Source organism: Mycobacterium sp. IS-1742, assembly GCF_001500125.1.
GTDB lineage: Bacteria > Actinomycetota > Actinomycetes > Mycobacteriales > Mycobacteriaceae > Mycobacterium.
The window spans coordinates 46,548-72,042 of record NZ_LQIV01000014.1; the positions used below are offsets into that span (position 1 = coordinate 46,548).

General features: G+C 70.1%; 25 protein-coding genes and 1 tRNA gene. 11 read left to right on the top strand and 15 right to left on the bottom strand.

The window, feature by feature from the left end:
- The first annotated feature begins 100 nt into the window (after nt 1–100).
- Nucleotides 101–2,077 carry a potassium channel family protein gene (locus tag AU196_RS11000; RefSeq protein WP_157546233.1) on the top strand — a complete coding sequence of 659 codons (1,977 nt, stop codon included), beginning with the start codon at nt 101–103 and terminating at the stop codon, nt 2,075–2,077.
- On the opposite strand, the gene AU196_RS11005 is transcribed toward AU196_RS11000, so the two are convergent.
- The 4 genes from AU196_RS11005 to AU196_RS11020 form a co-directional block, all read right to left on the bottom strand.
- On the bottom strand, nt 2,067–3,845 hold the full coding sequence (locus AU196_RS11005; RefSeq protein ID WP_059095106.1) for a tetratricopeptide repeat-containing protein: 1,779 nt from the start codon (nt 3,843–3,845) through the stop codon (nt 2,067–2,069). The two genes, AU196_RS11000 and AU196_RS11005, sit on opposite strands and share 11 nt — an antisense overlap.
- Nucleotides 3,846–4,084: 239 nt before the next feature.
- A complete protein-coding gene (locus AU196_RS11010) occupies nt 4,085–5,815 on the bottom strand; it encodes a selenocysteine-specific translation elongation factor (RefSeq protein ID WP_059095107.1) in 1,731 nt (576 codons plus the stop codon).
- Nucleotides 5,806–7,083, bottom strand: coding sequence for an L-seryl-tRNA(Sec) selenium transferase (gene selA, locus AU196_RS11015; protein ID WP_059095108.1), 1,278 nt, complete (start codon nt 7,081–7,083; stop codon nt 5,806–5,808). Before selA ends, AU196_RS11010 begins: the two co-directional genes overlap by 10 nt.
- Nucleotides 7,084–7,158: 75 nt before the next feature.
- Nucleotides 7,159–7,253 (bottom strand) — tRNA-Sec (locus AU196_RS11020).
- A gap of 39 nt (nt 7,254–7,292) precedes the next feature.
- Here AU196_RS11020 and selD point away from each other — a divergent pair.
- A complete protein-coding gene (gene selD, locus AU196_RS11025) occupies nt 7,293–8,294 on the top strand; it encodes a selenide, water dikinase SelD (RefSeq protein ID WP_082695677.1) in 1,002 nt (333 codons plus the stop codon).
- A 21-nt stretch (nt 8,295–8,315) separates the two neighbouring features.
- Complete coding sequence (locus tag AU196_RS11030; RefSeq protein WP_059095109.1) at nt 8,316–8,702, top strand: VOC family protein; 387 nt, start codon at nt 8,316–8,318, stop codon at nt 8,700–8,702.
- Between the two features lies 1 nt (nt 8,703).
- On the opposite strand, the gene AU196_RS11035 is transcribed toward AU196_RS11030, so the two are convergent.
- Both AU196_RS11035 and AU196_RS26280 read right to left on the bottom strand, forming a co-directional pair.
- Nucleotides 8,704–9,639, bottom strand: coding sequence for a short-chain dehydrogenase/reductase (locus AU196_RS11035; RefSeq protein ID WP_231737526.1), 936 nt, complete (start codon nt 9,637–9,639; stop codon nt 8,704–8,706).
- Nucleotides 9,636–9,764: a hypothetical protein gene (locus AU196_RS26280; protein ID WP_286141144.1), complete on the bottom strand. Its 129-nt coding sequence runs from the start codon at nt 9,762–9,764 to the stop codon at nt 9,636–9,638. The genes AU196_RS11035 and AU196_RS26280 overlap by 4 nt, the downstream gene beginning before the upstream one ends.
- A gap of 78 nt (nt 9,765–9,842) precedes the next feature.
- Here AU196_RS26280 and AU196_RS11040 point away from each other — a divergent pair, with 78 nt between their 5' ends.
- Nucleotides 9,843–11,018: an acyl-CoA dehydrogenase family protein gene (locus tag AU196_RS11040; RefSeq protein WP_059095111.1), complete on the top strand. Its 1,176-nt coding sequence runs from the start codon at nt 9,843–9,845 to the stop codon at nt 11,016–11,018.
- A 9-nt stretch (nt 11,019–11,027) separates the two neighbouring features.
- Here the strand turns inward: AU196_RS11040 and AU196_RS11045 are convergent, their stop codons facing one another.
- Genes AU196_RS11045 through AU196_RS11055 form a run of 3 tightly spaced genes read right to left on the bottom strand, consistent with a single transcriptional unit; the run spans nt 11,028 to nt 13,969 of the window.
- Nucleotides 11,028–12,131: a GGDEF domain-containing protein gene (locus tag AU196_RS11045; protein ID WP_231737528.1), complete on the bottom strand. Its 1,104-nt coding sequence runs from the start codon at nt 12,129–12,131 to the stop codon at nt 11,028–11,030.
- A gap of 52 nt (nt 12,132–12,183) precedes the next feature.
- Entirely contained in the window at nt 12,184–13,248 is a 1,065-nt protein-coding gene (locus AU196_RS11050; RefSeq protein ID WP_059095113.1) for a M42 family metallopeptidase, read from the bottom strand.
- Nucleotides 13,249–13,297: 49 nt separating this feature from the next.
- Complete coding sequence (locus tag AU196_RS11055) at nt 13,298–13,969, bottom strand: hypothetical protein (protein ID WP_231737529.1); 672 nt, start codon at nt 13,967–13,969, stop codon at nt 13,298–13,300.
- A 45-nt stretch (nt 13,970–14,014) separates the two neighbouring features.
- Between AU196_RS11055 and AU196_RS11060 the strand changes: the two genes are divergently transcribed.
- Nucleotides 14,015–14,668 carry a TetR/AcrR family transcriptional regulator gene (locus AU196_RS11060; RefSeq protein ID WP_059095114.1) on the top strand — a complete coding sequence of 218 codons (654 nt, stop codon included), beginning with the start codon at nt 14,015–14,017 and terminating at the stop codon, nt 14,666–14,668.
- Here the strand turns inward: AU196_RS11060 and AU196_RS11065 are convergent, their stop codons facing one another.
- Both AU196_RS11065 and AU196_RS11070 read right to left on the bottom strand, forming a co-directional pair.
- Nucleotides 14,669–16,078, bottom strand: a complete 1,410-nt coding sequence (locus tag AU196_RS11065; RefSeq protein ID WP_059095115.1) for an APC family permease — start codon at nt 16,076–16,078, stop codon at nt 14,669–14,671.
- Nucleotides 16,075–17,178: a P1 family peptidase gene (locus AU196_RS11070; protein WP_059095116.1), complete on the bottom strand. Its 1,104-nt coding sequence runs from the start codon at nt 17,176–17,178 to the stop codon at nt 16,075–16,077. Before AU196_RS11070 ends, AU196_RS11065 begins: the two co-directional genes overlap by 4 nt.
- A gap of 154 nt (nt 17,179–17,332) precedes the next feature.
- Between AU196_RS11070 and AU196_RS11075 the strand changes: the two genes are divergently transcribed.
- From AU196_RS11075 to AU196_RS11090, 4 genes are all read left to right on the top strand, one after another.
- Complete coding sequence (locus tag AU196_RS11075) at nt 17,333–17,944, top strand: TetR/AcrR family transcriptional regulator (RefSeq protein WP_059095117.1); 612 nt, start codon at nt 17,333–17,335, stop codon at nt 17,942–17,944.
- A 55-nt stretch (nt 17,945–17,999) separates the two neighbouring features.
- Nucleotides 18,000–18,251, top strand: coding sequence for a hypothetical protein (locus tag AU196_RS11080; protein ID WP_059095118.1), 252 nt, complete (start codon nt 18,000–18,002; stop codon nt 18,249–18,251).
- 50 nt (nt 18,252–18,301) lie between these two features.
- Nucleotides 18,302–19,228, top strand: coding sequence for an HpcH/HpaI aldolase/citrate lyase family protein (locus tag AU196_RS11085; RefSeq protein WP_157546239.1), 927 nt, complete (start codon nt 18,302–18,304; stop codon nt 19,226–19,228).
- Between the two features lie 70 nt (nt 19,229–19,298).
- Nucleotides 19,299–19,781, top strand: coding sequence for a hypothetical protein (locus tag AU196_RS11090; RefSeq protein ID WP_502687255.1), 483 nt, complete (start codon nt 19,299–19,301; stop codon nt 19,779–19,781).
- 3 nt (nt 19,782–19,784) lie between these two features.
- Here the strand turns inward: AU196_RS11090 and AU196_RS11095 are convergent, their stop codons facing one another.
- Nucleotides 19,785–21,230, bottom strand: coding sequence for a protein adenylyltransferase SelO (locus AU196_RS11095; protein ID WP_197415761.1), 1,446 nt, complete (start codon nt 21,228–21,230; stop codon nt 19,785–19,787).
- A gap of 72 nt (nt 21,231–21,302) precedes the next feature.
- Complete coding sequence (locus tag AU196_RS11100; RefSeq protein WP_157531097.1) at nt 21,303–21,449, bottom strand: hypothetical protein; 147 nt, start codon at nt 21,447–21,449, stop codon at nt 21,303–21,305.
- Nucleotides 21,450–21,547: 98 nt separating this feature from the next.
- Here AU196_RS11100 and AU196_RS11105 point away from each other — a divergent pair, with 98 nt between their 5' ends.
- Nucleotides 21,548–22,714 carry a flavin-containing monooxygenase gene (locus tag AU196_RS11105; protein ID WP_059095121.1) on the top strand — a complete coding sequence of 389 codons (1,167 nt, stop codon included), beginning with the start codon at nt 21,548–21,550 and terminating at the stop codon, nt 22,712–22,714.
- A gap of 48 nt (nt 22,715–22,762) precedes the next feature.
- Here AU196_RS11105 and AU196_RS11110 read toward each other — a convergent pair whose 3' ends face one another.
- Nucleotides 22,763–24,433, bottom strand: a complete 1,671-nt coding sequence (locus AU196_RS11110; protein WP_059095122.1) for an FAD-binding dehydrogenase — start codon at nt 24,431–24,433, stop codon at nt 22,763–22,765.
- Nucleotides 24,434–24,476: 43 nt separating this feature from the next.
- Between AU196_RS11110 and AU196_RS11115 the strand changes: the two genes are divergently transcribed.
- Nucleotides 24,477–25,100: a pyridoxamine 5'-phosphate oxidase family protein gene (locus AU196_RS11115; RefSeq protein ID WP_059095123.1), complete on the top strand. Its 624-nt coding sequence runs from the start codon at nt 24,477–24,479 to the stop codon at nt 25,098–25,100.
- On the opposite strand, the gene AU196_RS11120 is transcribed toward AU196_RS11115, so the two are convergent.
- Complete coding sequence (locus AU196_RS11120; RefSeq protein ID WP_059095124.1) at nt 25,090–25,464, bottom strand: MmpS family transport accessory protein; 375 nt, start codon at nt 25,462–25,464, stop codon at nt 25,090–25,092. The two genes, AU196_RS11115 and AU196_RS11120, sit on opposite strands and share 11 nt — an antisense overlap.
- Nucleotides 25,465–25,495: the final 31 nt, after the last annotated feature.

A 25,495-nucleotide genomic window follows, 5' to 3' on the forward strand; every position in this document is an offset into this window, starting at 1 on the left:
CCGTCCCGAACTGAATCGAGGAGTAACGAGGCGGTCCATGATTGTGAGAATTCGGGCAGCCCGGCGTATTCGTGGCGGCCGCCGATGGATGCGGGGCTCCGTGCTCGTGCCCGCGCTCTTGGCGATTGCGATCGCGGTGGTCTTCATGTGGGGATTTCACATAACCGGCCAATTCGACGTGGAGACCGGTGACCACAGCTCGTCGAGCAATTGGCAGCGGCTATGGGCGACGCTCGCGTTGTTCACCGGCGCGTACATCTCGCTGAACCCGGACTGGGACCCGATGCCACCAAGGGAGCTGAGTGTCGTCGGGATCATCGCTCTGAGCCTGACCCTGATCACCGCAGGCTCGTTGGTCCTTCTCTCTCGCCGTGTGCGAGATTTCGTGCGGACGATTCGACCCGCTCGTCGGTTGGTCGTGATCGGCGACGGCTCATCGGCCGCCATGTTGGTGACATCCAGTATTGATCGAGGTATCCCGGCGGTACTGCTCACGGACACACGGAGGTCATTGGCCGCCAGGGCCGCCGAACCGACCGTTCCTATCATCGCCTCCGGCGAGATGCCCTCCGCACTCACGAGTTTTCCGGCACGGAGGGCGGTCAAGCGCGCGCGTACCGTCGTGATCGCGACGGATTCCGATCGGTCGAACATGGCTCTTCACACGGAGATGCGCCGCGTGCGCACAAGCGGGCGCGCGTCCTCTGCTGGACGGCAGCCCGCACTCGGCCGACAGCCGAGAGACCTCGTCGTCATACACGACTCCGAGTACGCAGAGTTGCTGCGTCCTGAGTCGCTCGGGAGAGTGCTGCCTGCCAACGAGATCACCTGTCCAGCTGAGAATATCGCGGAGCATGTCTGCCATGTGATCGTTGCGGCGGTGACCGGCTCGAAAACGGAACACGTCAGTGTCGCCGTCATCGACGTGGAGTCGCCCAGCGCGCGCTCTGACCCGCAGCTCAACCTCGACCGAACCATCGACATTTGGGTGCGGCGGCTGTGCAGATCGTTGGAGTTCCTCCGTATCCCTCGCGATGGCGTCGGTTTGGCGGATCACACGACCGTGCCTCGGGTGACTGTCGTCTGCGGGGACCCGCCGACACCAAGTGGAGCAGGAATGCGCATCAAGATCGTCACGGGCGCTACATCCGCCGCGGTCGTGCGGCACGTGCTGACGAACCGAGCCGCAGCGGATCTCTGGATCGCGATCGCAGACGCCGACATGACAAAGGGCGCCGTAGAGCTCCGATACCGGGAGGAGGAGCGCCCGGACGTCTTGACCGGCCGGGAGTGGCTGGGCTCCCCGACGATGAAGTCACCCACGACGAGCGATCGTGAGTTACCCATCCTGGTCCTCGACCCAGCCGATGTCGGCCTGGACGCCACACTCGTCACGGATGTCACGGGCACACAATGGGCCAGAACATTTGACCTGGCCTACCAGATCATGTTCTCCGTCGGCGGTGTCGGATCGCCTGTCACAGGATGGCAACCCGGCGCGCCGATGGGGGAGTCCACACGCGGACTCGAAAGAGAGCGAATCCGGGCAGCGCGTCGGTGCAACGGGTCGGCAGAGGACGCCGCGCGTTCGGCCCGCCGAGAGATCGCCAGCCGATATTCCAGCAAGCGTGCCGCGGAAGTGATGCTGGAGGTGCTGGCAGACCGTGGGTTCGAGTTACGTCGAGCGCTCGACACCAACGCCATCGAGGCTCCGCCGCTGACTTCTGAGGACATCGAATACATTGCGGAGTCCGAGCACCACGACTGGCTGACTCGCACGTGGACGGATACCAGCCGATGGCCTGCCCGGGTGGAACGAGTCATCACCTACAGCACATCACGTGCCAACCAGTACTGCTACCGAGGTCTTGTCGCGCTGGAAGCCAGCGGGGAAACACCGGTCCGTCTTCGGAAAGCTGCCGACTACAACCGCAGGATCGCAACGGAGACCTACCCGGCGATAGCGGCATCCTTCGGCTACGCCATCGTCCGAACAAGCGCACCCGAATCGGATCGACATCGCGAATTCGCTTGTGCCATACAGAATTGCCCGTGCGGACCCGTCGTCAGGGTGTGAGGGCGGTGAGCAGGCGGTCGATCACGTCCTTCGGGTCGCCGCAGTCGGCGAGGAACTGCAACTGAAATCGCGCGCTGCGAATCTGATCGCCCCGGCCATACCTTGCGGCCTCTGAATACCGGTAAAGAGCCTCGTCGAAATCCGTGCCACTTTCCAGGCTCTCATGCAGTACGAGCTCTGCTCGAGTGGCAAGCGCCCAGAAGTCGGACGGATCGTTCGTCAGCGCGACCCGCGTCAAGAAATTGGTGACGGTGACGACTTCCGAAAAATCTGCGCTGAAATGAGCGTCCCGTGGACGATCGCTCAAACGGATGGCCATGGCCAGGTTCACGCCGGTGTAGTAGTCGGGATCGAGCTGAAAACCGAGGCGGTACTGCCGTTCGATCTCGCTGAAGAGTCGGCTCTTTTGACCCGCCGTCAGCGTCGATCGCTGGGTGTGAAGTTGCCTCTTGAGCAGACCACCCCATATGCCGTGCGTCTCCGAATCCACATAGCCGCGCCGTTCCGCTTCGATGAGGAATGCTTCTGCACTACGCCACATTTCCGATCGTGTGCCGACATCACTTGCCGTCTCTCCCAAGCGGCGATACGCCATCACAGACTTCTGGAGCCAGACTCTGTACAGGGGATCTCGTCCGTCTGGTTCCGCTGACTCGAGCAGATCACGGGCACGCCCGTATGCCCCTTCGTCCAACAGGGCGGATGCCAGTTCGATCCGGAGTCCGCGCACCGTTGATGGCGGTAGGCCCTTGGCAGCGCCGATTCGAGTGGCGAGTAACTCGAATGCTTCCTGATCGGGTCGCCGCAGAGCGTCAGTCATTTGCTGTCTGAGATCGGCTTCGAGTCGTCCGTGGTGCGGGCCGCTGAACCGCTGTCGAAAGGGACGGACGACGTCTTCCAGATCAAACCACGCATGAGCTGGGCTATCGGTGTGATCAGAGGTCAACGCCTCTTGTAATACTGGTCTGAGCGCGCGAATCGCCCTCTCTGCCTGCTCGTCTGATACGGAATCGGTACGGCGTACGAAACTGTGGGTCCTGATCATGTTGACGTCGAACGGTGGCGGCTTCGGTTTGAACGATTCGATTGCCGGATCCACGAGAACTGTCGAGCGCGGAGCGAATACGTGTCGTACTCCCAGCTCGTAGGCGACATTGAAGTTCAGGGTGGACAGATCGACGAGCACGATGTCCGAATTGGCGAGTTCTGCGAGCATGCCCGAGTGGATGATGCCGCTGTCGGTCTCCAGGTCGGCGCGCGTCCATGCAGTGTCGAGGTCCTCCATGAGGACGCGGTAGACCTTGTGGAACGCAGCATCGCAATCGACGTAGCGTCCCAATCGGGGATCGCGCTTTCGCCCGTAAGGCATCACGATGAAGGCGGTTCCACTCGATTGGATCGGGTCGAGGTCGACTGTCAACATGCCGCGCTCTTCAGCGCGCAGAACCAGATCGTCGGTCACGCTCAACTCGTCGTCGGCAGTCGCCGGCCGTAGCGTGAAGAGCCATACTCGTTGAGCCTCCGCCGCGGCGAGCGCATCGGCCGCGTCGAGCAAGTGTTGGTTGTGTAGGTGGTAGGTGCGCTCGTCGGCCGGATCCAGATCGAATTCCCTGACCGCGACCGCGTCATTTTGAAGAATTCGGTCGTAATGACTCGTCCACGGCTCACCCCTGACCGCGACGCTGGTTTCTCGGAATCGGTCTCGGTCGAATGGGAGGACCACCTTCACCGGAATCTGCTCAGCCAAAGCCGCCTGCGCGAAGATCATGTCTGCTCCGGAAGCAAGAGCGCCGACAACACACGCGGGTTGCAGCGATTGCAGCAGCCCCCTGATCCGCAAGCGCAACGCGTTCGCACGATCCAATGGCATTCTGGGGTTCGCTCGATCGGCCTCGTCAGCCTGGGAACCGCCGTACACGACAATCACGCCTCAGGCCCCCGTTTCGTTGCGCAACTATCAAGTGTGCGAATTATCCTCGAACAACGACGTCGTAGGCAGACCATTCGCTAGACATCGCGCCGCGGATTGTCGGCACGTCGACGTTCGGCGGTGAGCGTGCGCGTCCCGTCGTCACGCCTGCGGGTGATCCGCTGGGCGTCCAGCCGCTCGAGCAGCGGCACCGCGACGCGACGGGTGGTGCCCAGTGCCCGTTTGGCCTCGGCGACGGTGAACGGCTGGGGGAGCGCCGCAAGGATCTTGGCCGCGTGCCCCAGCGCGTCCGCACCGAGGACGATGCCGTCGGCGATCCGTGTGAGCCGTCCCGCCCGCACCGCCGCGGCCAGTTCCGGTGCGCCGAGCCCCAACTCGGCGAGCGTGTCCGCCTCTGGTGCGCGGAACGGTTCGGCGGCCAGCGACTCCTCGATGTTGCGGACCGCCTCGTCGACCCGCGCCGGCAGCGTCATCCCGGGCTCCCGGACCCTGCCGTCGGACACCTCCAGCGTGGTGTCCGCGAGCAGCGGGGCGACGAGTTCGATTGCCGGCAAACCGATCTCACGGCGCAGTGTCTCCAGCGGCATCCCCGCCGCCACGTCGTGGACGGCCGACCACTGCCGCACGGCAGCCACCGCGTCGTCGCGGCGCCGGCCCCACCACGTCTCGTCGACCATCCACGCCCCGATGCGCCGGCCGGTCTGCGGCGCGCCCATCGCGCGCAGATCGGACACCCGTGCGAACAGCGGTGGGGGCGTGCGCCCCTCGGCCAGCTCCTGGGCGCGCTCGCGGGCCGCCCCCCGCCGCCGCAACGGCGGGGGCCGCACGTCGAGCACCCTCACTCCGGCGGCGATGCGGTGCCGGCCCGGATCACGCAACAGCCCGACATCGCCGACCCGCAGCGGCAACGGCCGCAACAACCGCAGCCGGGCCGCGGCGCCGAGGGGGCGGACGTGCACGGGCACCGCGGCCGAACCGATGTGCATGACGAGGCGAGGGTGCAGGTCGTCGGCCACGCGCAGTGCGACGTCGACCTCATCGGTGTCGAGCCAAGCGCCGGGGGTGCGCAGCGTGTCGCCGCGTCCGATGTCCTGCCGGTCGACACCCCGCAGATTGACCGCGACGCGGGCCACCGGACCGACGGCGCTGCGCTGCTGCCCCAGCGACTGCAGCCCGCGCACGCTGACGCGCCGCCCGGCGTGCTCGAGTTCGTCGTCCACGCGCAGCGTCCCCGCGGCGAGCGTGCCGGTGACGACGGTGCCCGCCCCGCGCACCGTGAAGGAGCGGTCGACCCAGAGCCGGACGTCGGCGGCGTCGTCGGGGTCTGGCAACCGGTCGACGAGGTCGACGAGTGCGGTGCGCACGCCGTCGAGGTCGGTGCCGACGGCGACCGGCGGACCGGCCATACCGGTTCCCGAGAACGCCGTCAGGGCCTGCTCGATTGCCGGTTCCGGGTCGGCGAGGTCGGCTTTCGTGACGACCAGCAGCGCGCGCCGCACGCCGAGCGCATCGAGCGCGGCCAGGTGCTCCTGCGACTGCGGCATCCACCCCTCGGTCGCCGCGACGACGAACATCACCGCCGGGACCGGTCCCACACCCGCGAGCATGTTGGCCACGAACCGCTCATGGCCGGGCACGTCGACGAAGGCCATCTCGCGTCCGCCGATGTCGGCCCAGGCGAATCCCAGGTCGATGGTCAGGCCGCGGCGCTGCTCCTCGGCGAGCCGGTCGGGCCACATCCCGGTGAGCCGCTGGACCAGCGTCGACTTGCCGTGGTCGACGTGGCCCGCGGTCGCGACTACATACATGCCGCGATGGCCTCGAGCAGCTGCCGGTCCTGCTCCGGATCAACCGTGCGCAGGTCGAGGAGGCAGCGGCCGGCCTCGACGCGGCCCACCACCGGAGGCATCCCTGCGCGCAGGGCGGGCGCGTACGACTCGGGCAGGCTGACGCCGGCGCTGGGCAGCGACACCTCCGGGGCGCCGCCCCCGCCGACCGCCGCCACACAGTCGACGGCCCGCGCGTCGGGCAGCCGGTCGGCAAGCCGCTGCGCACGCTCCCGCAGGGCGGCGATGTCTGCGGTCAGCGCGCGCTCGACCGGCGTCGGCGGACCCACCAGGGTTGCCTCGAGCGCGGCCAGCGTGAGTTTGTCGACCCGCAGCGCCCGGGCGGCCGGATGCCTGCGCAGCCGCTCGATCACGTTCGAACCGCCGAACAGCAGACCCGCCTGCGGTCCGCCGAGCAGTTTGTCGCCGCTGGCGGTGACCAGGTCGGCGCCGTCGCGCAGTGCGGTCGTGGCATCGGGCTCGTCGGGCAACACCGGGTGCGGGGTCAGCAGGCCCGAGCCGATGTCGACGACGAGCGGCGCCTCCAACCCCGCGAGTTCGGAGATCGGGACGGTCTTGGTGAAGCCGCTGATGTGGTAGTTCGACGGGTGCACCTTGAGCACGAAACCGGTGTCCGGGCCGATCGCGTCGGCATAGTCGCGCAGATGCGTCCGGTTGGTGGTGCCGACCTCCCGGATGCGCGCCCCGGTCGACTCGAGCAGTTCGGGGATGCGGAAGCCATCGCCGATCTCGATGAGTTCGCCTCGGCTGACCACGATCTCGCGCCCGCCGGCCAGTGTCATCGCGGCCAGCAGCAGCGCGGCCGCGTTGTTGTTGACCACGTGCACACCGCCCGCGGTGGGCACCGCCCGGGCGAGGGCGGCGAGCGCGCCACGCCCGCGGCGGGCGCGTCGACCGGTGCCGAGGTCGAATTCGACGTCGGTCGCCCCGCTGGCCGTCACCACCGCGTCGACGGCGGTCCGGGACAGCGGTGCCCGACCGAGGTTGGTGTGGACGACGACCCCGGTCGCGTTGATCACCGGGCGCAGGCTCACCGCGGCGGACGGCAACGCGGCGACGGCGTGGTCGGCCACCTGCTCGGGGGCGATGTCCCCGGCGCGGGCCCGCTGCTGCGCCTCGGCGACCACCGCCTTGACCAGCGTGCGCCCCAGCAGTCGTTGCGCCTCGGCCAGTCGCGGATCGGCGAGTAGCGAATCGGTGCGGGGGACACGGCGGCGCGGGTCACTCATGCCGCTCCCCGGCGGTGATTTCGGTGTGTTTCGTCGCGCTGGGCGCGACCGACTACACCGAAATCGCGGGGAGTATGGCGGAGGCGGACGGGAATCGAACCCGCCAACGACAGATCCTGCCGTTCGACGATTTTGAAGATCGCGCCGGTCACCAGACCGGATACGCCTCCCTGGCCCATGGCCCCATCATGGCAGGCACCATGGTGGGCATGACGTCTGTGACCTACCGACTCACCCAGTTCGCCCACGGCGGCGGATGCGCGTGCAAGATCCCGCCGGGCGAACTGGAGGACGTGGTCCGCGGGCTGACGGCGGCGCGGCCGCACAACCCGGTCGGTGAGCTGCTCGTGGGTCTGGACGACGGCGACGACGCCGCGGCCGTCCGGATCGCCGGGGACACCGCGCTGATCGCGACGACGGACTTCTTCACCCCGGTCGTCGACGATGCGTACGACTGGGGCCGCATCGCGGCGACCAACGCGCTGTCGGACGTGTACGCGATGGGCGGCCGCCCGGTGGTGGCCGTGAACCTGCTGGGCTGGCCGCGCGACGTGCTGCCGTTCGAGCTGGCCGCCGAGGTGTTGCGCGGTGGGCTCGACGTCTGCAACGCCGCGGGCTGCCACCTCGCGGGCGGGCACAGCGTCGACGACCCCGAGCCGAAGTACGGGTTGGCGGTGACGGGTGTCGCCGACCCGAACCGGTTGCTGCGCAACGACGCCGGAAGGCCCGGCACACCGCTGTCGTTGACCAAACCGCTCGGGATCGGCGTGCTCAACAGCAGGCACAAGGCCACCGGTGAGCGGTCCCAGGAGGCGATCGAGGTGATGACGACCCTCAACGCGCAGGCGGCGGTGGCGGCGCTCGAGGCCGGCGCCGAATGTGCCACGGACGTCACGGGTTTCGGCCTGCTCGGTCATCTGTACAAGCTCGCGAGGGCCAGCGGTGTGACCGCGGTGGTCGACGCGGCCGCCGTGCCCTACATCGACGGGGCGCGCGACGCGCTCGCGGCCGGCCACGTCAGCGGTGGCACGCGGCGCAACCTCGACTGGGTGGCGCCGCACGCCGACCTGTCGGCGGTCGACGAGGACGAGGCGCTGCTGCTGGCCGACGCCCAGACCTCCGGGGGGCTCCTGGTCGCCGGTGAGATCCCCGGCGCCCCGGTCATCGGGGAACTGGTACCGCGCGGCGAGCACACGATCGTCGTGCGCTGAGGCCGATCTAGGCTCTGCGACATGACCTCCCCCGAAGGACCCGTCGGCACCCTGGCGTCCATCTCCGTCGACTGTCCCGACCCCGACCGGCTCGCGCCGTTCTACCGCGGCCTGCTGGGTGTGGAGGAGGTCTTCGCCACCCCCGACCGGGGCGTCGTCGCCCTGGCGGGCGCCGGTCCGATGGTGACGTTGATGCGCGCCGAGACCTACGTGGCACCCGACTGGCCCGACGGTCCGCAGCGCCAGCAGATGCACTTCGACGTCGCGGTGGACGATCTGGACGCAGCGGTGGCCGCCGCCGTGGCACTGGGTGCGACAGAGGCCGAAGTCCAGCCCGGGCAGGCGTGGCGGGTGCTGCTCGACCCGGTCGGTCATCCGTTCTGCCTGACCACCGTGCGACCCGACTGAGCTAGGAATCCGGCCGTGCGGCAAGGGCTTCGGCGCTGTGGACTGCGTGGTTGACGCGGGGGTTGTGCATCAGGACGTCGTCCATCACGGTGGTGGTCAGCGTGCGCGCCGTCAGTAGCGGGCCCACCCACGCGGGTGCGGTGACCCGCGCGGCGCGGCGTTCGACGCCGGAGAGCACGGCCTCGGCGGCCGCCTCGGCGCTCATCGGCCTGGTGATGAAACCGGGCGCCGCCGACCGGATCGCCGCGGCGTGCTCGTCGGCGAACGCGTCGCTGGTCAGGTCGGTGTCGATGAAGCCGAGGTACGCGATGCCGGCCGTGACGCCGTGCTGGGCGAGCTCGACTCGCAGGGCGCGCGAAAGCTGTTCGACCCCCGCCTTGCTGACCGCGTAGGGGGCGGCGAGCACACCGTTGAAGAACGCGTAGATCGAGCCGACGAACGCGATGTGGCCGCGGGCCGCGATGACGGCGGGCAGCGCGGCGCGCGCGGTGCGCCACTGGCCGAGCAGGTCCACCTCGACGGTGTGCTCGAAGTCGTCCGGGTCGATGGTGGCGACGGTCTCCGACGGCGGTGCGATCCCGGCGTTGGCGACCACCACGTCGATACCGCCGAACGTGGCGACCGTACCGTCGGCGGCACGCCGCAGCGCCGCCGCGTCGGTGACGTCGGCCTCGAAGGCGGCGGCCGCGTCGGCGAGTTCGGCGGCCAGGGTCTGGAGTGGTTCCAGGGTGCGGCCGACCAGTGCCACGCACGCGCCGCGGGCGTGCGCCTGCCGGGCGATCCGGGCGCCCAGCCCGCGCGCCGCGCCGGTGACGAAGACGACCCGGCCGTCGAGGTCCAGATGGGGAGGTGCGCCGAACCGGCTGCCGACGACGGGGATCCCGCGCGCCACCCGCACGGCGGTCCGGCCGGCCAACCGCACCGCGTCGTCGATCACCGGATTCGGAGCTGGTAACTCAGGTACGACGGCGCCGCGGGAGCCCACGGCGCCCTGCTGGGCGCCCGGCGCGGCAGCACCGCGGTGACCACGCGCAGCAGTGGCCGCAACATCGGAGTGGCCATCGGGGGGCTCCCTTCGGTCGGTGACGGGATCCTGAAATACCCGTCGGCGGCTGAGGCAAACCGTTACGGTCGTCCGCGATGGAGACACGACAGTGCGGAGTCGTCGGGCTGGCCCGTGACATGCGCGACCTCGTACGGTCACAGGCGGACGAGAGTGAGCGGCTGCGCACGCTGTCCCCCCAGATTGTCGACGCGATGTGGGCGAGCGGGCTGATGGGCGCGTTCAACCCGGCGCCCGCGGGCGGCGCGGAACCGTCCTTCTCCGAGATGATCGAGACCTGGATCGAAATGGCATGGCAGGACGGATCATTCGGGTGGATCGGGATCGCGAACCTGCCGTCGTCGTTCGCCGCCGCCTGCTACCTGCCCGACGAGGGTTTCGCCGAGGTCTTCACCGCGCACGACAACCACGTGGCGATGGGCGGTCAGTTCTTCCCGAATGGCCAGGGGGAAGCCATATCCGGTGGGTTCCGGTTGAGCGGCTCGTGGAGCTTCGGATCGGGAACCGGGCATTCGCAGTATGTCGCAGCGGGATTCCTGCCGATGGACGCCGGTGAGATCCGCTGGGCCGGCGACGGCGTCCCCGACATGCAGGTGGCCGTGCTGCCCCGCAACGAGGTCACCTTCACCGACGGCTGGCACGTGCAGGGCCTGAAGGGCACCGGCTCCTACGACTACCGCGTCGAGGACGTGTTCGTCCCGGTGCGGCGCACGTTCCCGCTGTTCTCCCGCAGCCCGTTGCGCGGCGCGTCACCGGCCACCCGGATGGGGCTGATGCCGGTCACCGCCGCCGGGCACGCCGCATGGGCGCTCGGAGTCGCCAGGAGCATGCTCGACGACGTGTCCGAGCTCGCGGCGACGAAGTTCCGGATGAGCGACATGGCGTCGCTGGCGAGCCGCCCCACCTTCCAGAAGGGCCTGGCTCACCACACGGCGGCGTGGCGGGCCGCACGGCTGCTGGTGCTCGACGCCTTCACCACCGCCGAAGCCGCTGTCGACTCCGGCGCCGACCTGACACCCGCCCTGCGCGCCGACATGCGGGTGGCCGCGGTCTACGCCACCGACACCGCACGGCAGTGCGCCGAGTGGGCGCACCTGGTGGCGGGCACCGACGCGATCCGCGAGGGCAGTCGTCTCGAACGGGCGTTCCGCGACATCTACACCGGCACCCAGCACGCCTTCATCTCAGAGAAGGTGGCCATCGACGCCGCGCAGATCTGGCTCGGGATCATCGACGACCAGCCCGGGCTCTGAACCGCCGGGTCAGGCGTCGTCGTCGGTCACCACCGGCAGCTCGCGGTGCCGCACCCGGTTGCCGCCGGCGCGTTTCGCGTCGTACATGGCCGTGTCGGCCGCGGTGATCGCCTCGTCGATGCCGGCGCGCCACCCCGTCACCCGCAGTCGCATCAGCGGCACGCTCGCGGTGCCGACGCTCGCGGTCAGCGGCGCCGCCCTCTCGATGGCGGCGAGCAGCCGCATCGCCAGCTGGGCCGGACTGGCCGAGGCGGACACCGTGGCGACGACGAACTCCTCACCGCCGGTGCGACCGACCAGCGCGCCGTCGCCGGAACTGCGCGACAGCGCACGGCCGACCGCGATCAGCGCCCGGTCTCCTGCGGCGTGGCCATGGGTGTCGTTGAGGTTCTTGAACCGGTCCAGGTCGATCACCGCGACCAGCAGGTTGCGGTCCGCGGGCTGATTGTCCGCCACCAGGCTGCGCAGCCGCTGGTAGAAAGCCCGCCGGGTCAGCAGCCCCGTCAGCGGATCCCACTCCGAGCGGACCACGTCGACCCCGAGGGCGTGCACGATCGTCTGCACCCCGAACGGGATCACCGCGTTGAGCACGACGACGAACCAGAACAGGGCGAGCGCACCGACCGGTTGACCGCTCGCGGCCAGTCGGAACGCCGCGATCCCGGCCACCACCACCGCCGTCGCGAACACATAGGCGGTGTAGCGAGACGTGTGCAGGAAGGCCACGTACGCGGCAGGCGTCACGAAGCCGAAGCAGCCCACGAGCGCGATGGTGGGGTCGGACTGGACCAGGCTGATCGCGGCGACGCACGCGGTGGCGATGTAGGACACCACCAGCGACTGCACCCGGGTCGGCCACCGCTGGACGTACGGCACCATCGTCGACCACCCGGCGATGCCCGCCAGCCACGACACCGCCACACCGAGCGTCGAGGTCGGCCCGAAATCGCTGAACACCAACAAGATCGGAACCAGGGCGAGCGACCCGACCATCACGGACAGGAGGGTTCGCGCAGCAACCATCATTCCGCGGCTGCGCAGATAGCCGGTCACCCAGTCGAAGTGGTCCGGCAACATCCACCACCGCCGCACCGAGTCCCTGCGCGACGTCACCCCCCGATTGTCCATGACCGGGCAAATCGTGCCCGGATGCGGCGTCCCGTCGCTACGCCGCGGGGTGCACCAGGAACTCGACCAGCAACTCCGCCATCGCCGGAATGGCCGCCCGGGAGATCACCTCATACCCGTGGGTGCTCAGCGTCGGCAAACACAACAGACCCGCCCGCGGGGTGAGCCCGTTGGCCTTCGCGTGCGACGCGTCGGACTCGAACGCCCCGAGCACGGCCGCCTGCGGTGACATCCCCCGTTCCGAGGCGATCGCCATCAGCCGGTCGGCCACGTCCTTGTCGTAGACGCACAGCGCGTCGCTGTAGCCGACGATCGGGCCGCCGCCGCAGGTCGTGCCGTACTCGGCTTCGGTGGGACCGACCTCCAGCGCCAGGGTCAACTCACCGGGCAGCGTGCGGCTGGCGTACGACCCGCCGACCCCGCCGATCTCCTCGTTGGTGGTGAAGACGAAGTACACGTCGCCTGCGGGCTTCCGGCCCGATGCGCGCAACCGTGCGGCGGCGTCGAGCAGTGCGGTGCACGCCGCCCGGTCATCGAGGAAATAGCAGCCGAGATAGTCGCCGAACTCGAACAGGGTGCGCTTGCTGCGGTCGACGCAGACGCGGGTGCCGGGCCCGATCCCCGCGGCCGTCAACTCCTCGGGGGTGCGTCCGGTGAACACGTAGACGTGCAGCCAGTCCAGCGCCTTGTCGCCCTGGTCGGGTTTGGTCTCCCAGATCCGCCGGCTCTCGCTGGTGGTGTGCTCGGAGCCCAGGGTGAGCACCCCGGTGAGCATCTCGCGGTCGCCGAGCAGCGCGACCGGGCCGAGCCCGAAGTTGCCCGGATACATGGTGCCGAGCGGGGTCAGGTGCAGGCTGCCGTCCGGATCGACCCGTTTGACGAGCATCGACAGCTCGTCGAGGTGTGCCATGACGCGGGTGCCTGCGCCGTCGCCGGTGTCGCCGCGGACGACCCCGACCAGGTTGCCCGCCTCGTCGACCCACAGTTCGTCGACGAGGGGTTCGAGTTCGCGACGGCACACGCCGCGCACCGCGGCCTCCTGGCCGCACGGTCCGTAGGTGCTCAGGAGTTCCTGGAGGAGGTCACGACGAAAATCGCTCACCGGTGTCCTCTACCCACATGCCCGGGGTTGTCACCGGGGCGTGCGGCGATCAACCTGTGACGCTGGGCAGTCCGGCCCGCAGGGCGATGTCCTGCTTGATGCCGATGTCGGTGACGACGTCGGGCGGGGTGGGGTCTCCGGGCGCGCTCTGGAATTCCAGCCGTGCCACCGCGGGACCCTCGGTGAAGAGCAGGGTGGTGACGTCCTTGGCGCCGTCGGGCGAGGTGCCGGCGACCACCGTGCCGCCGGTGCCGACCGGCGCGGGCGCCGGTTCCCCGCCGGTGACGGTGGCGCCGATTGCCTGCAGGCTCGCGTCGAGCGCGGCCCGCGCGGCGGCCTCGTCGGGCAGGACGGTGATCGTCACGCCGATCGCCCTGGTGTCGGACTCGTTGACGAACAGGGCCGAGACGCCCTTGCCGCCGCGGCGGTTGGGGACCGTCGACCGGGTGACGAACGTGCCGAACTCAGTGTTGATGTCGGTCGGCTCGATGAGCAGGCGCGAGTAGTCGACGACGGCCGAGCTGTTCTGCTTCGGCGCCGACGTCGGCGCGCTCGACGTACTCGATGCGGAGGTGGGCAGGCCCGGCGCCGACGGGGCCGGGGGCGCACCGGTGGGCGTGCAGCCGCTGAGTCCGATGGCGAGCACCGCCGCGCCGATGGTCGTTCCGGCGAAAACCGGCCTGTTCGCGAAGACCGACGAGTTGGTGAACATGCTGCGCATGGATATCTGCCGAAGCCCCAATCAATTTCAAAACCTGAGAATATAGTGAACAGAGTGTCCACAAAAGACAGTACACGGGTTCCGACGGAGCTCGCAAACATCGCAGCGGAGCCCCCGCGCCGGGGGCGGCCGCGCAATGTCGAACTGCGCGCCGCGGTCTTGCAAGCGGCCACGGATCTCGCACTCGCCGGGGGGACCGGGGCGGTCAGCATCGACGCGATCGCCAAACGCGCGGCCGTGAGCCGCACCACGATCTACAAGTGGTGGCCGTCGGCCGCGGCCATCGTGCTCGACGGTCTGTTGGCGTCGATGCGGGGGTCCATCGTCCCGCCGACCGGCAGCGGCACCAGGGGTGCGCTCGACCACCAGGTGCGCGCACTCAACGGCATCCTCGCCGACCCGACGACCGGCCCGCTGTTCCGGCGGGTCATCGCGGCGGGAGGGTCGAACGGCGAGGTCGCCACCGCGCTGCTCGACCAGTGGCTGCTGCCGCGCCGCGCGGCGGTCACCGCCGTGCTGCTCGACGGTGTCGCCGCGGGCGAACTGCGCCCGGACCTCGACGTCGAGGTCACCGTCGACGCGCTGTTCTCCCCGGCCTACTACCGCCTGGTGTTCGGTATGCCGCCGCTCGACGAGGACGCGCTGGCCCACCTGCTGGACATGGTCTGGCGCGGGTGCGCGCGCCGCGACCCCGGCTGATCAGCGCTTGCGCGGTGCGAGAAGGGCCCCGAGCAGCAGACCGGCGAACGGGATCGCCGCCAGCACCGCGCTCAACGTCGCGCTGCCACCGGTCACCAGGGTGAAGTTGCTGAGCACCAGCCACATGCTGGCCACCAGCCCGGCGCAGGCGAGGGCCGGTGCGATGCGGGTCTGCCACAGCCGGCCACCCGCGTCGGCGCGATGCCTGGCGAAGTAGACCACCACGGCGACCGACGTGGTGAGCATCAACAGCACCATCCCGACGGTGGCCACCCCGGCCATGGACCCGAAGACGCCGACCAACGGGTCGACGCCCAGCGCCGCGAGCACGCCGACGATCACCGCTGCGGTGACCGTCTGCACGATCGAGGAGAATGCGGGTGACCGGTGCCGGGCGTGCACCCCGGCGAGGCGCCGTGGCATCAGGCCTTTACCCGCGAGTGCGAACTGGTACCGGGCGATGACGTTGTGAAAGGACAGCACGCAGGCGAACAGGCTGGTCAGCAGCAGCACGTTGACGATGTCGCGGCCGATGCGTCCGAGCTTGTCGTCGGTGGTGTCGAGCAGCATGTTGCCCTCACCGTCCAGCGTGCGCTGCGCCACCTCGGTGACCTGATCCGGTCCGATCGCCACCACGAACGCCCAGCAGGTCAGCGCGTAGAACCCGCCGATGATGAGGACCGCGGCGTAGGTCGCGCGCGGGATGGTGCGCTCCGGATCGCGGGCCTCGTCGCGGAACACCGCGGTGGCCTCGAACCCGATGAACCCGGTCAGCGCGAACAGCACCGCGATGCCGATCGCGCCGTTGGTGAACGTGTCGGGGGTGAACGAGGCGACGGTCAGCCCGGCCGGGCCGGGATCGGCGACGATGACCAGATCGAGCACGACCACGATGCCGATCTCGAGGGCGAGCGCGACGCCGAGAACCTTTGCGCTCAGATCGATGTGGCGGTATCCGAGCACCGCGACGATCGCCAGCGTGGCGAACGCGTAGACCGGCCACGGGATCTCGGGGCCGCCGTAGAACCGCACGGTGTCGCCGATGGCCCATCCGATGTAGCCGTAGATGCCCACCTGGATGGCGGTGTAGGCGATCAGCGCGACCGCGGCGATGCCGGTGCCGGGCCGTCGTCCGAGGCCGAGCGTGACGTAGGAGAAGAATGCGCCCGCCTCGGGGACGAACGGCGTCATCGCCACGAAGCCGACGCTGAACATCAGCAGCACCAGCGCGGCGATGACGAAGCCGACCGGCGCGCCCGCGCCGTTGCCCAGGCCGATCGCCAGCGGCATGTTGCCGCCGATCACGGTCAGCGGCGCGGCGGCCGCGACGACCATGAACACGACCGCGACCGTGCCGAGCCGTCCTCTGAGCCGTTCGGTCTCGGCGGTGGGTGTGACGTCGGTGCTCATCGGACCTCCCGGGTGTGGCTCAGCGCCTGGCGGAACAGGGTGTGGTCGAGCGCGTGCGCGGTGCGTCCGGCACGCCCGGTGACGGTGGTGGCGGCGACGACGGCGTTCACGATCGCCTCTTCGGTGGCCTCGATGGTGAGGTCGAACAGCAGGGTCATCAACTGGGGCGCGACCATCCGGACGCCGATCTCCGGCCGGTCGGTGGCGGTGTCCTCGTCCCAGGAGTACGGCGGAATGCCGCGGTTGCCGGTCGAGAAGGCGAGCATGAGGTCGCCGCTGTACTGTTCGCCGCTGCCGCCGATCCGGCTGACCGCCAGGGCTGACCGCTGCGCGAGCCGGGTGCACTGGTGGGGCAGCAGCGGGGCGTCGGTCGCGACGACGACGATGATCGACCCGGAGCCCGGCTCGTACGCGGCCGGCATGTCCGGCAGGGGTACGGCGTCGGGCCCGACGATCTCGCCGACGGGCACGCCGTTGACGCGGAAGCGTTCGCGGCGGCCGTGGTTGGCCTGGACCAGCACGCCGACGGTGTAGCGGCCCGCGGCGGTGTCGGCGACGCGCGACGAGGTGCCGATGCCGCCCTTGAAACCGTGGCAGATCATGCCCGTACCGCCGCCCACGTTGCCTTCGCCGACCGGGCCGCCGGCGGCGCCGGTCAGGGCGGCGTGGACGTGTTCGGCGTTCACGTGGTGGCCGTTGATGTCGTTGAGGACACCGTCGTAGGTCTCGCCCACCACGGGCAGCGACCAGTAGAGGCCGTCGCCGCGGGCGCCGACCTGGGCGTCGACCAAGGCATCGCGGACCACGCCGACGCTGTGGGTGTTCGTCAGGCCGATCGCGGAGGTCAGCTCGCCCGATTCGCGGATCCACTCCAGGCCGGTCATCTCGCCGCTGCCGTTGAGCCGGTGCGCGCCGGCGAACACCGGTTCGGTCCAGATGTCGTCGTGGGGTACGACCACGGTCACCCCGGTGTGCACCGCGGGCGGGCCCGCCTGGTCGAGCGTGCAGTGCCCGACCCGCACACCCGGCACGTCGGTGATGGCGTTGTGCGGACCGATGGGGTGTTCACCGATCACGACGCCGAGGTCTCGCGTGCGCATGGAGCCTCCCGGAGTTTTTTTCCTGATTGGAAAATAATGAGGCCGGGACGGTCGATGCGCAAGGGGGGAAACCGGCCGAGAGTACGGTTGTTGCACGCATCGCCCGGGTAGCGGCGTCAGCAACCGTACTTTCGGCGTCAGAGGAGAACCGCACGTGCCACGGCCCAACAGGCAGGCGGAACGGCGCGAGGAGATCCTCGACGCCGCGATCGCGCTGATCGAGCGGCACGACCTCGCGACGTTGCGGATCGCGGATGTGGCCGCGGAGCTGGGACTGACCGCGAACGCGGTCCGGTACTACTTCAAGGAGATGGATCAGCTGCTCGCCGAGCTGGCCCTGCGGTCGGACGCCCGGTTCTACGACGACCGGCTCGCGGTGGTCGAACGCACACCGGACGCGGCCGAGCAGCTGGCCCGGACCATCGCCGCGGGTCTGCCGACGGGTCCCGAGGACGCGGAATGGCGGTCGATCTGGCGGGCGGTGCTGGCCGCCGGGTTCGAACTCGACCAGCGCCGCGACGTGCAGGAGATCTACCACCGCCAGGTCGGTCTGTACGCCCGCATCCTCACCGACGGTGAGCGCGCCGGGGTGTTCCGGCTCGGCTCTGCGGCCCGGGACGTCGCGATGACGTTGATGGCGATGGAGGACTACCTCGGCTACCGCATCGTCGCCCGCGACCCGGAGATGAGCCGGGAGACGTCGCTGCGGTTGATGCGGCAGTACGCCGAGCTCGCCACCGGCGCGCGCCTGCCCGAGACCGTCTGACCGTCGTCTCCGCGAAGCCGCCGCGGCCCGGCCGGTACGCGCCTACAGTCGAGACATGACGCATTCCATGCGACGGCTGCTCGTCGCGGCGCTGTCGGTGGCCGCGTTCACCGCGGCGCCGGTCGCCGTCACCACCCTCGTCTCACCCGCCGTCGGCTCGGCCTGCCTGCCAGGCGAAACCGGCGTCACCAACGGGTGCGCACCGTTCTGCCTTCCCGGCCGCGCGCTCGACACCAACACCGGGCTGTGCCTGCCCGTGGCACCCCCACCGCCTCCGCCCCCGGCCCCGATGGCCGGCACCGTCTGACCCGGGCTTCCACGCCCCTGGTGCACCGCCCACGGACCGGCTGGGCGACCATGAAGGGCGTGTATGACGAGGTGTCCTTCGACTCCCACGACTCCGACGAGATCGGAACACGCATCGACCCGGTGCTCGCGCGCAGCTGGCTGCTGGTCAACGGCGCGCACGGCGACCGGTTCGACGCGGCGGCCCGCTCCCGCGCCGACATCGTCGTGCTCGACATCGAGGACGCCGTGGCGCCCAAGGACAAGGTGACCGCCCGCGACAACGTCGTGCGCTGGCTGGGCGCAGGCAACGCGGACTGGGTCCGGGTCAACGGTTTCGGCACGCCGTGGTGGGCCGACGATCTGGACGCGCTGGCGGGCACCTCCGTCGGCGGGGTGATGCTGGCGATGGCCGAATCGGTCGATCACGTGACCGAAACCGCCAAGCGCCTGGCCGGCGTGCCGATCGTCGCGCTGGTGGAGACCGCCCGCGGGCTGGAGCGCATCACCGAGATCGCCGCCGCGAAGGGCACCTTCAGGCTGGCGTTCGGGATCGGCGACTTCCGCCGCGACACCGGCTTCGGCGACAACCCGGCCACCCTGGCCTACGCCCGCTCCCGGTTCACCATCGCTGCCAAGGCCGCCCACCTTCCCAGCGCGATCGACGGACCCACGATCGGCTCGAGCGCGCTGCGGCTCATCGAGGCGACGGCGGTGTCCGCGGAGTTCGGGATGACCGGCAAGATCTGCCTGAGCCCCGAACAGTGCTCCGTGGTCAATGAGGGGCTCTCGCCCTCCCACGACGAGATCGCGTGGGCGAAGGAGTTCTTCGCGGAGTTCGAACGCGACGGCGGCGAGATCCGCAACGGGTCCGACCTGCCGCGGATCGCGCGGGCCAACAAGATCCTCGACCTGGCCCGTGCCTACGGCATCGAGGCCACCGAGTTCGAGGACGAGCCCGTCCACATGCCCGCGCCGTCGGACACCTACCACTACTGAATCGGCCGCCGGACCACTACTGAATCGGCCGCCGGAAAAAAATTACGTGCAGGTCACGTTTAGGTCACGCGTGATCGTGGTAGCCGCCGGCATGTTGCTCGAACCCAGAAAAGTCCTGCCGGCGGTCTTCGCCGGCGCCTCCGCGTTCGCGATCATCGCCGCCGCTGCCCCGGTGGGCAGCTCCACCGTCACCTTCACGGCCGGCGGTCCGCCGGGCTGCGTCGATCCCTACGGCACCGGCTGCGGCGCCGTACCGCCACCGCCGCCGCCGGCGCCAGGCGTGTTCGTCCCGCCGCCGCCCGGCGTCGCGGGTGCGGTCCCGGGTGGTCCGGGTGGGGTTGCCGGTCCGCAGGGCGCTGCGGGTGCGATCCCCGGTGGTCCCGGTGGGGTTGCCGGTCCGCAGGGGGCTGCGGGTGCGATCCCGGGTGGCCCGGGTGGGGTTGCCGGTCCGCAGGGCGCCGCGGGTGCGATCCCGGGTGGTCCGTCCGGTGTGGCGGGTCCCGGCGGTGCCGCAGGCTGCATCCCGGGTGTCGGCTGCGCCGCCACCCCGTAGCGCTCAGGTACCGCAGAAGGTCCGGTACCTCCCGAAAGCCTCGGGAGCCGGTTCCGCATAGCGCTCGAGACCGGGCCGTTCGACGAACGGCCCGGTCACCGCGTCCAACAACCGGCCGAACGGCGTCAGGTCGCCCGCGGTGGCCGCGGTCAGCGCCTCCTCCACGAGGTGGTTGCGCGGGATGTACACCGGGTTCACCCGGTCCATCGCGTCGCCGTCCGGACCCAGCGCACGCCAGCCGGTGAGCCATGCGTCGAAGCCGGCGAGGTCGACGAACAGCCCGCGCACGGGTTCGGTGTCACCGCGCGCGGCGCGACCGAGCGCGGTGAAGAACGACGTGAAGTCGATGTGGTTGTCCTGCAGAAGTTTCGGCAACTCCTCGAGGAGCGGGGCGACCGCCGTGTCGTCGGCGCCGGAGACACCGAGTTTGTCCCGCATACCGGCCGACAGCGCGGTCTCGTACTGCCGGCCGAACGCGCCGAGCGCGGTCTCGGCCACCGAGACCGCCCGGTCGAGGTCGTCGTCGAAGAACGGCAGCAGCGTCTCGGCGAAGCGGGCCAGGTTCCACGCCGCGATCGCGGGCTGGTTGCCGTAGGCGTAGCGGCCCCACATGTCGATGGAACTGAACACCGTCTCCTGGTCGTAGACGTCCATGAACGCACACGGCCCGTAGTCGATCGTCTCGCCCGAGATCGTCATGTTGTCGGTGTTCATCACCCCGTGCACGAAACCCACGAGCATCCAGCGGGCGATCAACCGCGCCTGGGCCGAGACCACCGCCTCGAACAACGCCAGGTACGGGTTCTCCGCCTCCGCGGCGTGCGGGTGGTGCCGGGCGATGGCGTGTTCGGCCAGCCGGCGCACCAGGTCCGTGTTCCCGGTTGCGGCCGCGTACTGGAAGCTGCCGACACGCAGATGGCTGCTCGCGACCCGGGTCAGCACGGCGCCGTCGAGCACGGTCTCGCGCTGCACCGGACGTCCGGTCGCCACGACGGCCAGCGAGCGGGTCGTCGGGATGCCGAGGGCGTGCATGGCCTCGCTGACGACGTACTCACGCAGCATCGGCCCGACAGCGGCCAGCCCGTCACCGGCGCGGGCGAACGGGGTGTGTCCGGATCCCTTGAGGTGCAGATCGCGGACGCGGCCGTCGGCGTCGACGACCTCACCGAGCAGCAGCGCCCGGCCGTCGCCCAGCCGCGGGGCGAACCCGCCGAACTGATGACCCGAGTAGGCCTGGGCCACCGGGGTGGCGCCGCCGGGGACCGAGTTGCCGACCAGCAGCCGCACCCCGTCGGGCGTGCGCAACCAGTCGGCGTCGAGACCGAGGCCGGCCGCCAACCGCTCGTTGAGGACGAGCAGCCGCGGATCCGGCGCCTCCTCGGCCTTCCAGCGGACCGCCATCTCCGGCAGTTCCCGCGCGAAGCGGTCGTCCAGGCTGAGGTTCGTCACAGGTGAAGCACTCACCTCATCCAGATTACGGAGCGGCCGGTTACGTCTTGTCCGGGTAGAAATCGCGTGGGTCTATTCGGGAGCCGCGTCGCCCTGATCCTCGGCATCCCGGATGCCCTCCGGCGGGGGCGTCGAGTACCCGGGACTGGCGCTCGGCACCTGCCCTTCGGCGATCCCCGCCTGCTGGGCGTCGTCTGGCGTCGGTTCCGGTGAGCTCATCGAATCCTCCTCGAGGGTCGGGGTAGACCCCAGAACTACCCGGCACGTCACACGGGAAACCGGCTTGGACGATCCGCCCGGTGGGAACACAGACTCCGATGTCCACCTCTGCGCAGCACCATCACCGGGTCGTCGTCGTGGGCGCGGGTCCGTGCGGGCTGGCGATCGCCCGTCAACTCCAGCACGAACAGAGCGTCGAACCGCTCGTGCTCGACCGTGCGTCCGCGCCCGCGTCCACGTGGCGTGACCGCTACGAGGGCTTCCGGCTCAACACCTGCGGCTACTGGTCGCATCTGCCCGGCCAACCGATCCCGCGCCGGTACGGCCGCTGGCCCAGACGTGACGACATGGTCGACTACTTCGACAGTTACGTACGGCGCCAACGGATCCCGCTGGCACTCGGCGTCACGGTCACCCGCATCGACCGCGACGAGGACCGGTGGCTGATCACCACCGACGGCGACGCGTACACCGCCGACGCGGTCGTCGTGGCGACCGGGAACTATCACACCCCGGCGCTGCCCGCGTGGCCCGGGATGGACGGCTACACCCGCGAGGTGCTGCATTCGGCGGACTACCGCAATCCCTGGCCGTTCGCCGGCCGTGACGTGCTGGTCGTCGGATCGGGGAACTCCGCCACCGACATCGCGCTGCAGCTCAGCGACGGGGTGGCCGCCCGGGTCCGGCTCGCGGTGCGCGAACCCCCGCACCTGGTGCCGCGGTCCGCAGGCGGCATCCCGGTCGACGCGTTCAGTGTGGCGTTGCGCCGGCTGCCGGTACCGGTGATCGACCACGCCGCCGCGCTGGCGAGCCGACTCTGGTTCGGGGACCTCACCTCGGCCGGTCTGCCCGCCCCGCGCCGCGGCATCTACCGCGCCCTGCTCGACGACGGCAGCATCCCCACCCTGGGCGACGACCTGGTGCCGCAGATCAAGGCGGGCCGTATCGAGGTGGTCGCCGCGGTCGAATCCTTCGAGGCGGACGCCGTGGTGCTCGCCGACGGGGAGACCATCCGCCCCGACGTGGTCATCGGCGCCACCGGATACCGGCACGGGCTCGAACCGCTCGTCGGACACCTGGACGTGCTCGACGACGACGGCGCGCCCGTGGTCAACAACCTGCCCGCCGCGGTGCCCGGCCTGTGGTTCGCCGGTTACGAGGAGCCGCTGATCGGTCCGCTGCAGTCGTTCCGGCTGCAGTCCGGCCCGGTCGCCGAGGACATCGCCCGGTTCGTGCGCGCGTTGACGCCGAACGTGAGCTCGTGACCGAGATTCAGCCCGATTCTCGCGCACGAGCTCACGTTCGCCGGGTGATCACACCAGGTCGGCCAGCGCGCGTCCGGCGGCGCGGCCGGAGAAGATGCACCCGCCGAGGAAGGTGCCCTCGAGCGCGTTGTAACCGTGCACACCGCCACCGCCGAAACCCGCCACCTCACCGGCGGCGTAGAGGCCGTCGATCGGCTGTCCGTCCAGGCCGATGGCGCGGGAGGCGAGATCGGTTTGGATGCCGCCCAACGTCTTTCGCGTGAGGATGTGCAGCTTGATGCCGATCAGCGGTCCCGCAGCCGGGTCGAGGATGCGGTGCGGGGCCGTCGTGCGGCCGATGCGGTCGGCCAGCGCGCGGCGTGAATTGTGGATGCCCTGGATCTGCGCGTCCTTGCTGAACGGATTGGTCACCTGCAGATCGCGGGCCTCGATCTGGCGGCGGATCATCGTCGCGTCGAGCAGCGGTTCGTCGGTGAGCGCGTTCATCTTTCGGACGAGTTCGTCGAGATCGTCGGCGACGACGAAGTCCACCCCGTTGCGCTTGAACGCCTCGACCGGCCCCGGCGCTCCCTTGCTGAACAGCCGCTCCCTGAGGAACCCCCGGCGGTCCTTGGCGGTGATGTCGGGGTTCTGCTCGGACCCGGACAGCGCGAACTCCTTCTCGATGATGCGCTGGGTCAGGATGAACCACGAGTGGTCGTGGTCGGCGATGTCGGGCGTGGTGCGCAGGTGGCGCAGCGTGCCGAGGGTGTCGTACCCGGGCAGGTACGGCGCGGGCAACCGGCGGCCCAGCGCGTCGAACCACATCGACGACGGTCCGGGCAGGATCCGGATGGCGTGGTCAGGCCAGATCGGGTTCCAGTTGACGATGCCTTCGGTGTAGTGCCACATGCGGTCCCGGTTGACCAGCCGGACACCGGATTCCGCCGCGACGTCGAGCATCCGGCCGTCAACGTGGGCGGGCACGCCGGTGATCATCGACTTCGGCGCGGTGCCCAGCCGGGCGGGCCAGAAGCGGCGGACGATCTCGTGGTTGGCGCCGATGCCGCCCGACGTGACGACCACCGCCTGCGCGGACAGTGTGAACTCACCGACCGCGTCGCGGTTCGACGGCGCCCCGCGCTTCGCGTCGTCAGGGGCCAGGACCGTGCCGCGCACCCCGGTCACCGCGCCGTCGGTGAACACCAGCCCGTCGACGCGGTGGCGGTGGTGGAAACGCACCAGCCCGCGGTGCGCGGCCGACAGCGCCGAGTCGGTGAACGGACCCACGATGCCGGTGCCGGTGCCCCAGGCGACGTGGAAGCGGGGCACGGAATTGCCGTGCCCGGTGGCGCGCAGGTCGCCGCGCTCCGCCCAGCCGACGGTCGGCAGGAACGAGATGCCGTGGCCGGTGAGGTAGTCGCGTTTCTCGCCCGCCGCCCACTCGACGTAGGCGCGGGCCCACTTGGCCGCCCACACGTCCTCGTCGTCCAGGCGGTCGAACGCGGCGCTGCCCTGCCAGTCGCTCCACGCCAGGTCGAAGGAGTCCTTGATCCGCATGCGGCGCTGTTCGGGGCTGTCCACCAGGAAGATCCCGCCGAACGACCAGTACGCCTGACCGCCCAGGTTGGCGGCGTTCTCCTGGTCGACGAGCGCGACGCGTTTGCCGCGGCGGGTCAGCTCGTGGGTGGCGACCAGCCCGGCGAGGCCGGCGCCGACCACGATGACGTCAGCGTCCATGGACTCAACATATCGGTTGCCGCGGGTGTGTCGGCCTGGATGAATGGCGTCTGTGACGACATCACCGCTGGGGCGGCTGACCCGCAAACCGGAACGCGCGAGCGATCTCGACCTGCTGCACGAGGTGTTCGACACGGCCGCCGTGGCGACCGTCTCGACGGTGCTGGGCGACGAGCCCTGGGCCGTCCCGATGCTGGTGGCCCGCGACGGGGACCGGCTGTTGCTGCACGGATCGACCGGTGCCGGGGCGCTGCGCCACATCGCGGACGGCGCGAAGGTGTGTGTCAGCGCCTTCCTGCTCGACGGGCTCGTGATCGCCGAGCGCCAGTTCGACCACTCGGCGAACTACCGCTCGGCGGTGGTCCGCGGCGTGTGCCGGGTGGTGCCCCGCGAGGAGGCCCCGCCGCTGCTCGACCGGTTCACCGAGGCGCTGATCGCCGGCCGGACCGCCGAGTGCCCGCCGCATTCCGCGAAGGAGGTCGCGGCCACGCTGCTGCTCTCGGTACCGATCGTCGACGGGGCGTGGGTGGCCAAGGCGCGCACCGGCCCGGCGGCCGAGGGTGTGGCCTGGACGGGGGTGGTGCCCGTCGAGTTGCGGTACGGGCAGCCGGTGTCGGATTCGGCGCTGCCGGTCCCGGCGTCGGTACGGCGGTTGATCAGCCGGTGAGCACGCCCGTGCACTGGGTGTATCCGCCGCTCAGACCCTCGAGCGCGATCAGTGCGCCGTCGGCGGTGATGCGGCAGGTGACGTCGCCGGGCGACGAGTCCGTGCGGCCGGCGCTGAGCGAGAGGAACCGGGAGTCCGCGTCAACCGTGAACTGCCGCCGCCAGGGGAGGGTGACGGGGTTGGTCGCGAGCAGCGCGCCGTCGGCGGCCTCGTAGCGGATCTCGACGCGCCCGGCGGCGCCGGTCACCTCGTAGGCGACGGTGACATGGCGTGGGCCGTCGATGAGTGTGGGTGCAGCGGATGCGGCGAAGACCGGGAGGATGACGAGAAGCAGTCCGCGTAGCCATGGCGTTCGACGGGCCATCGGAGCCTCCTCACCTGCTTCGAGGGTAGGC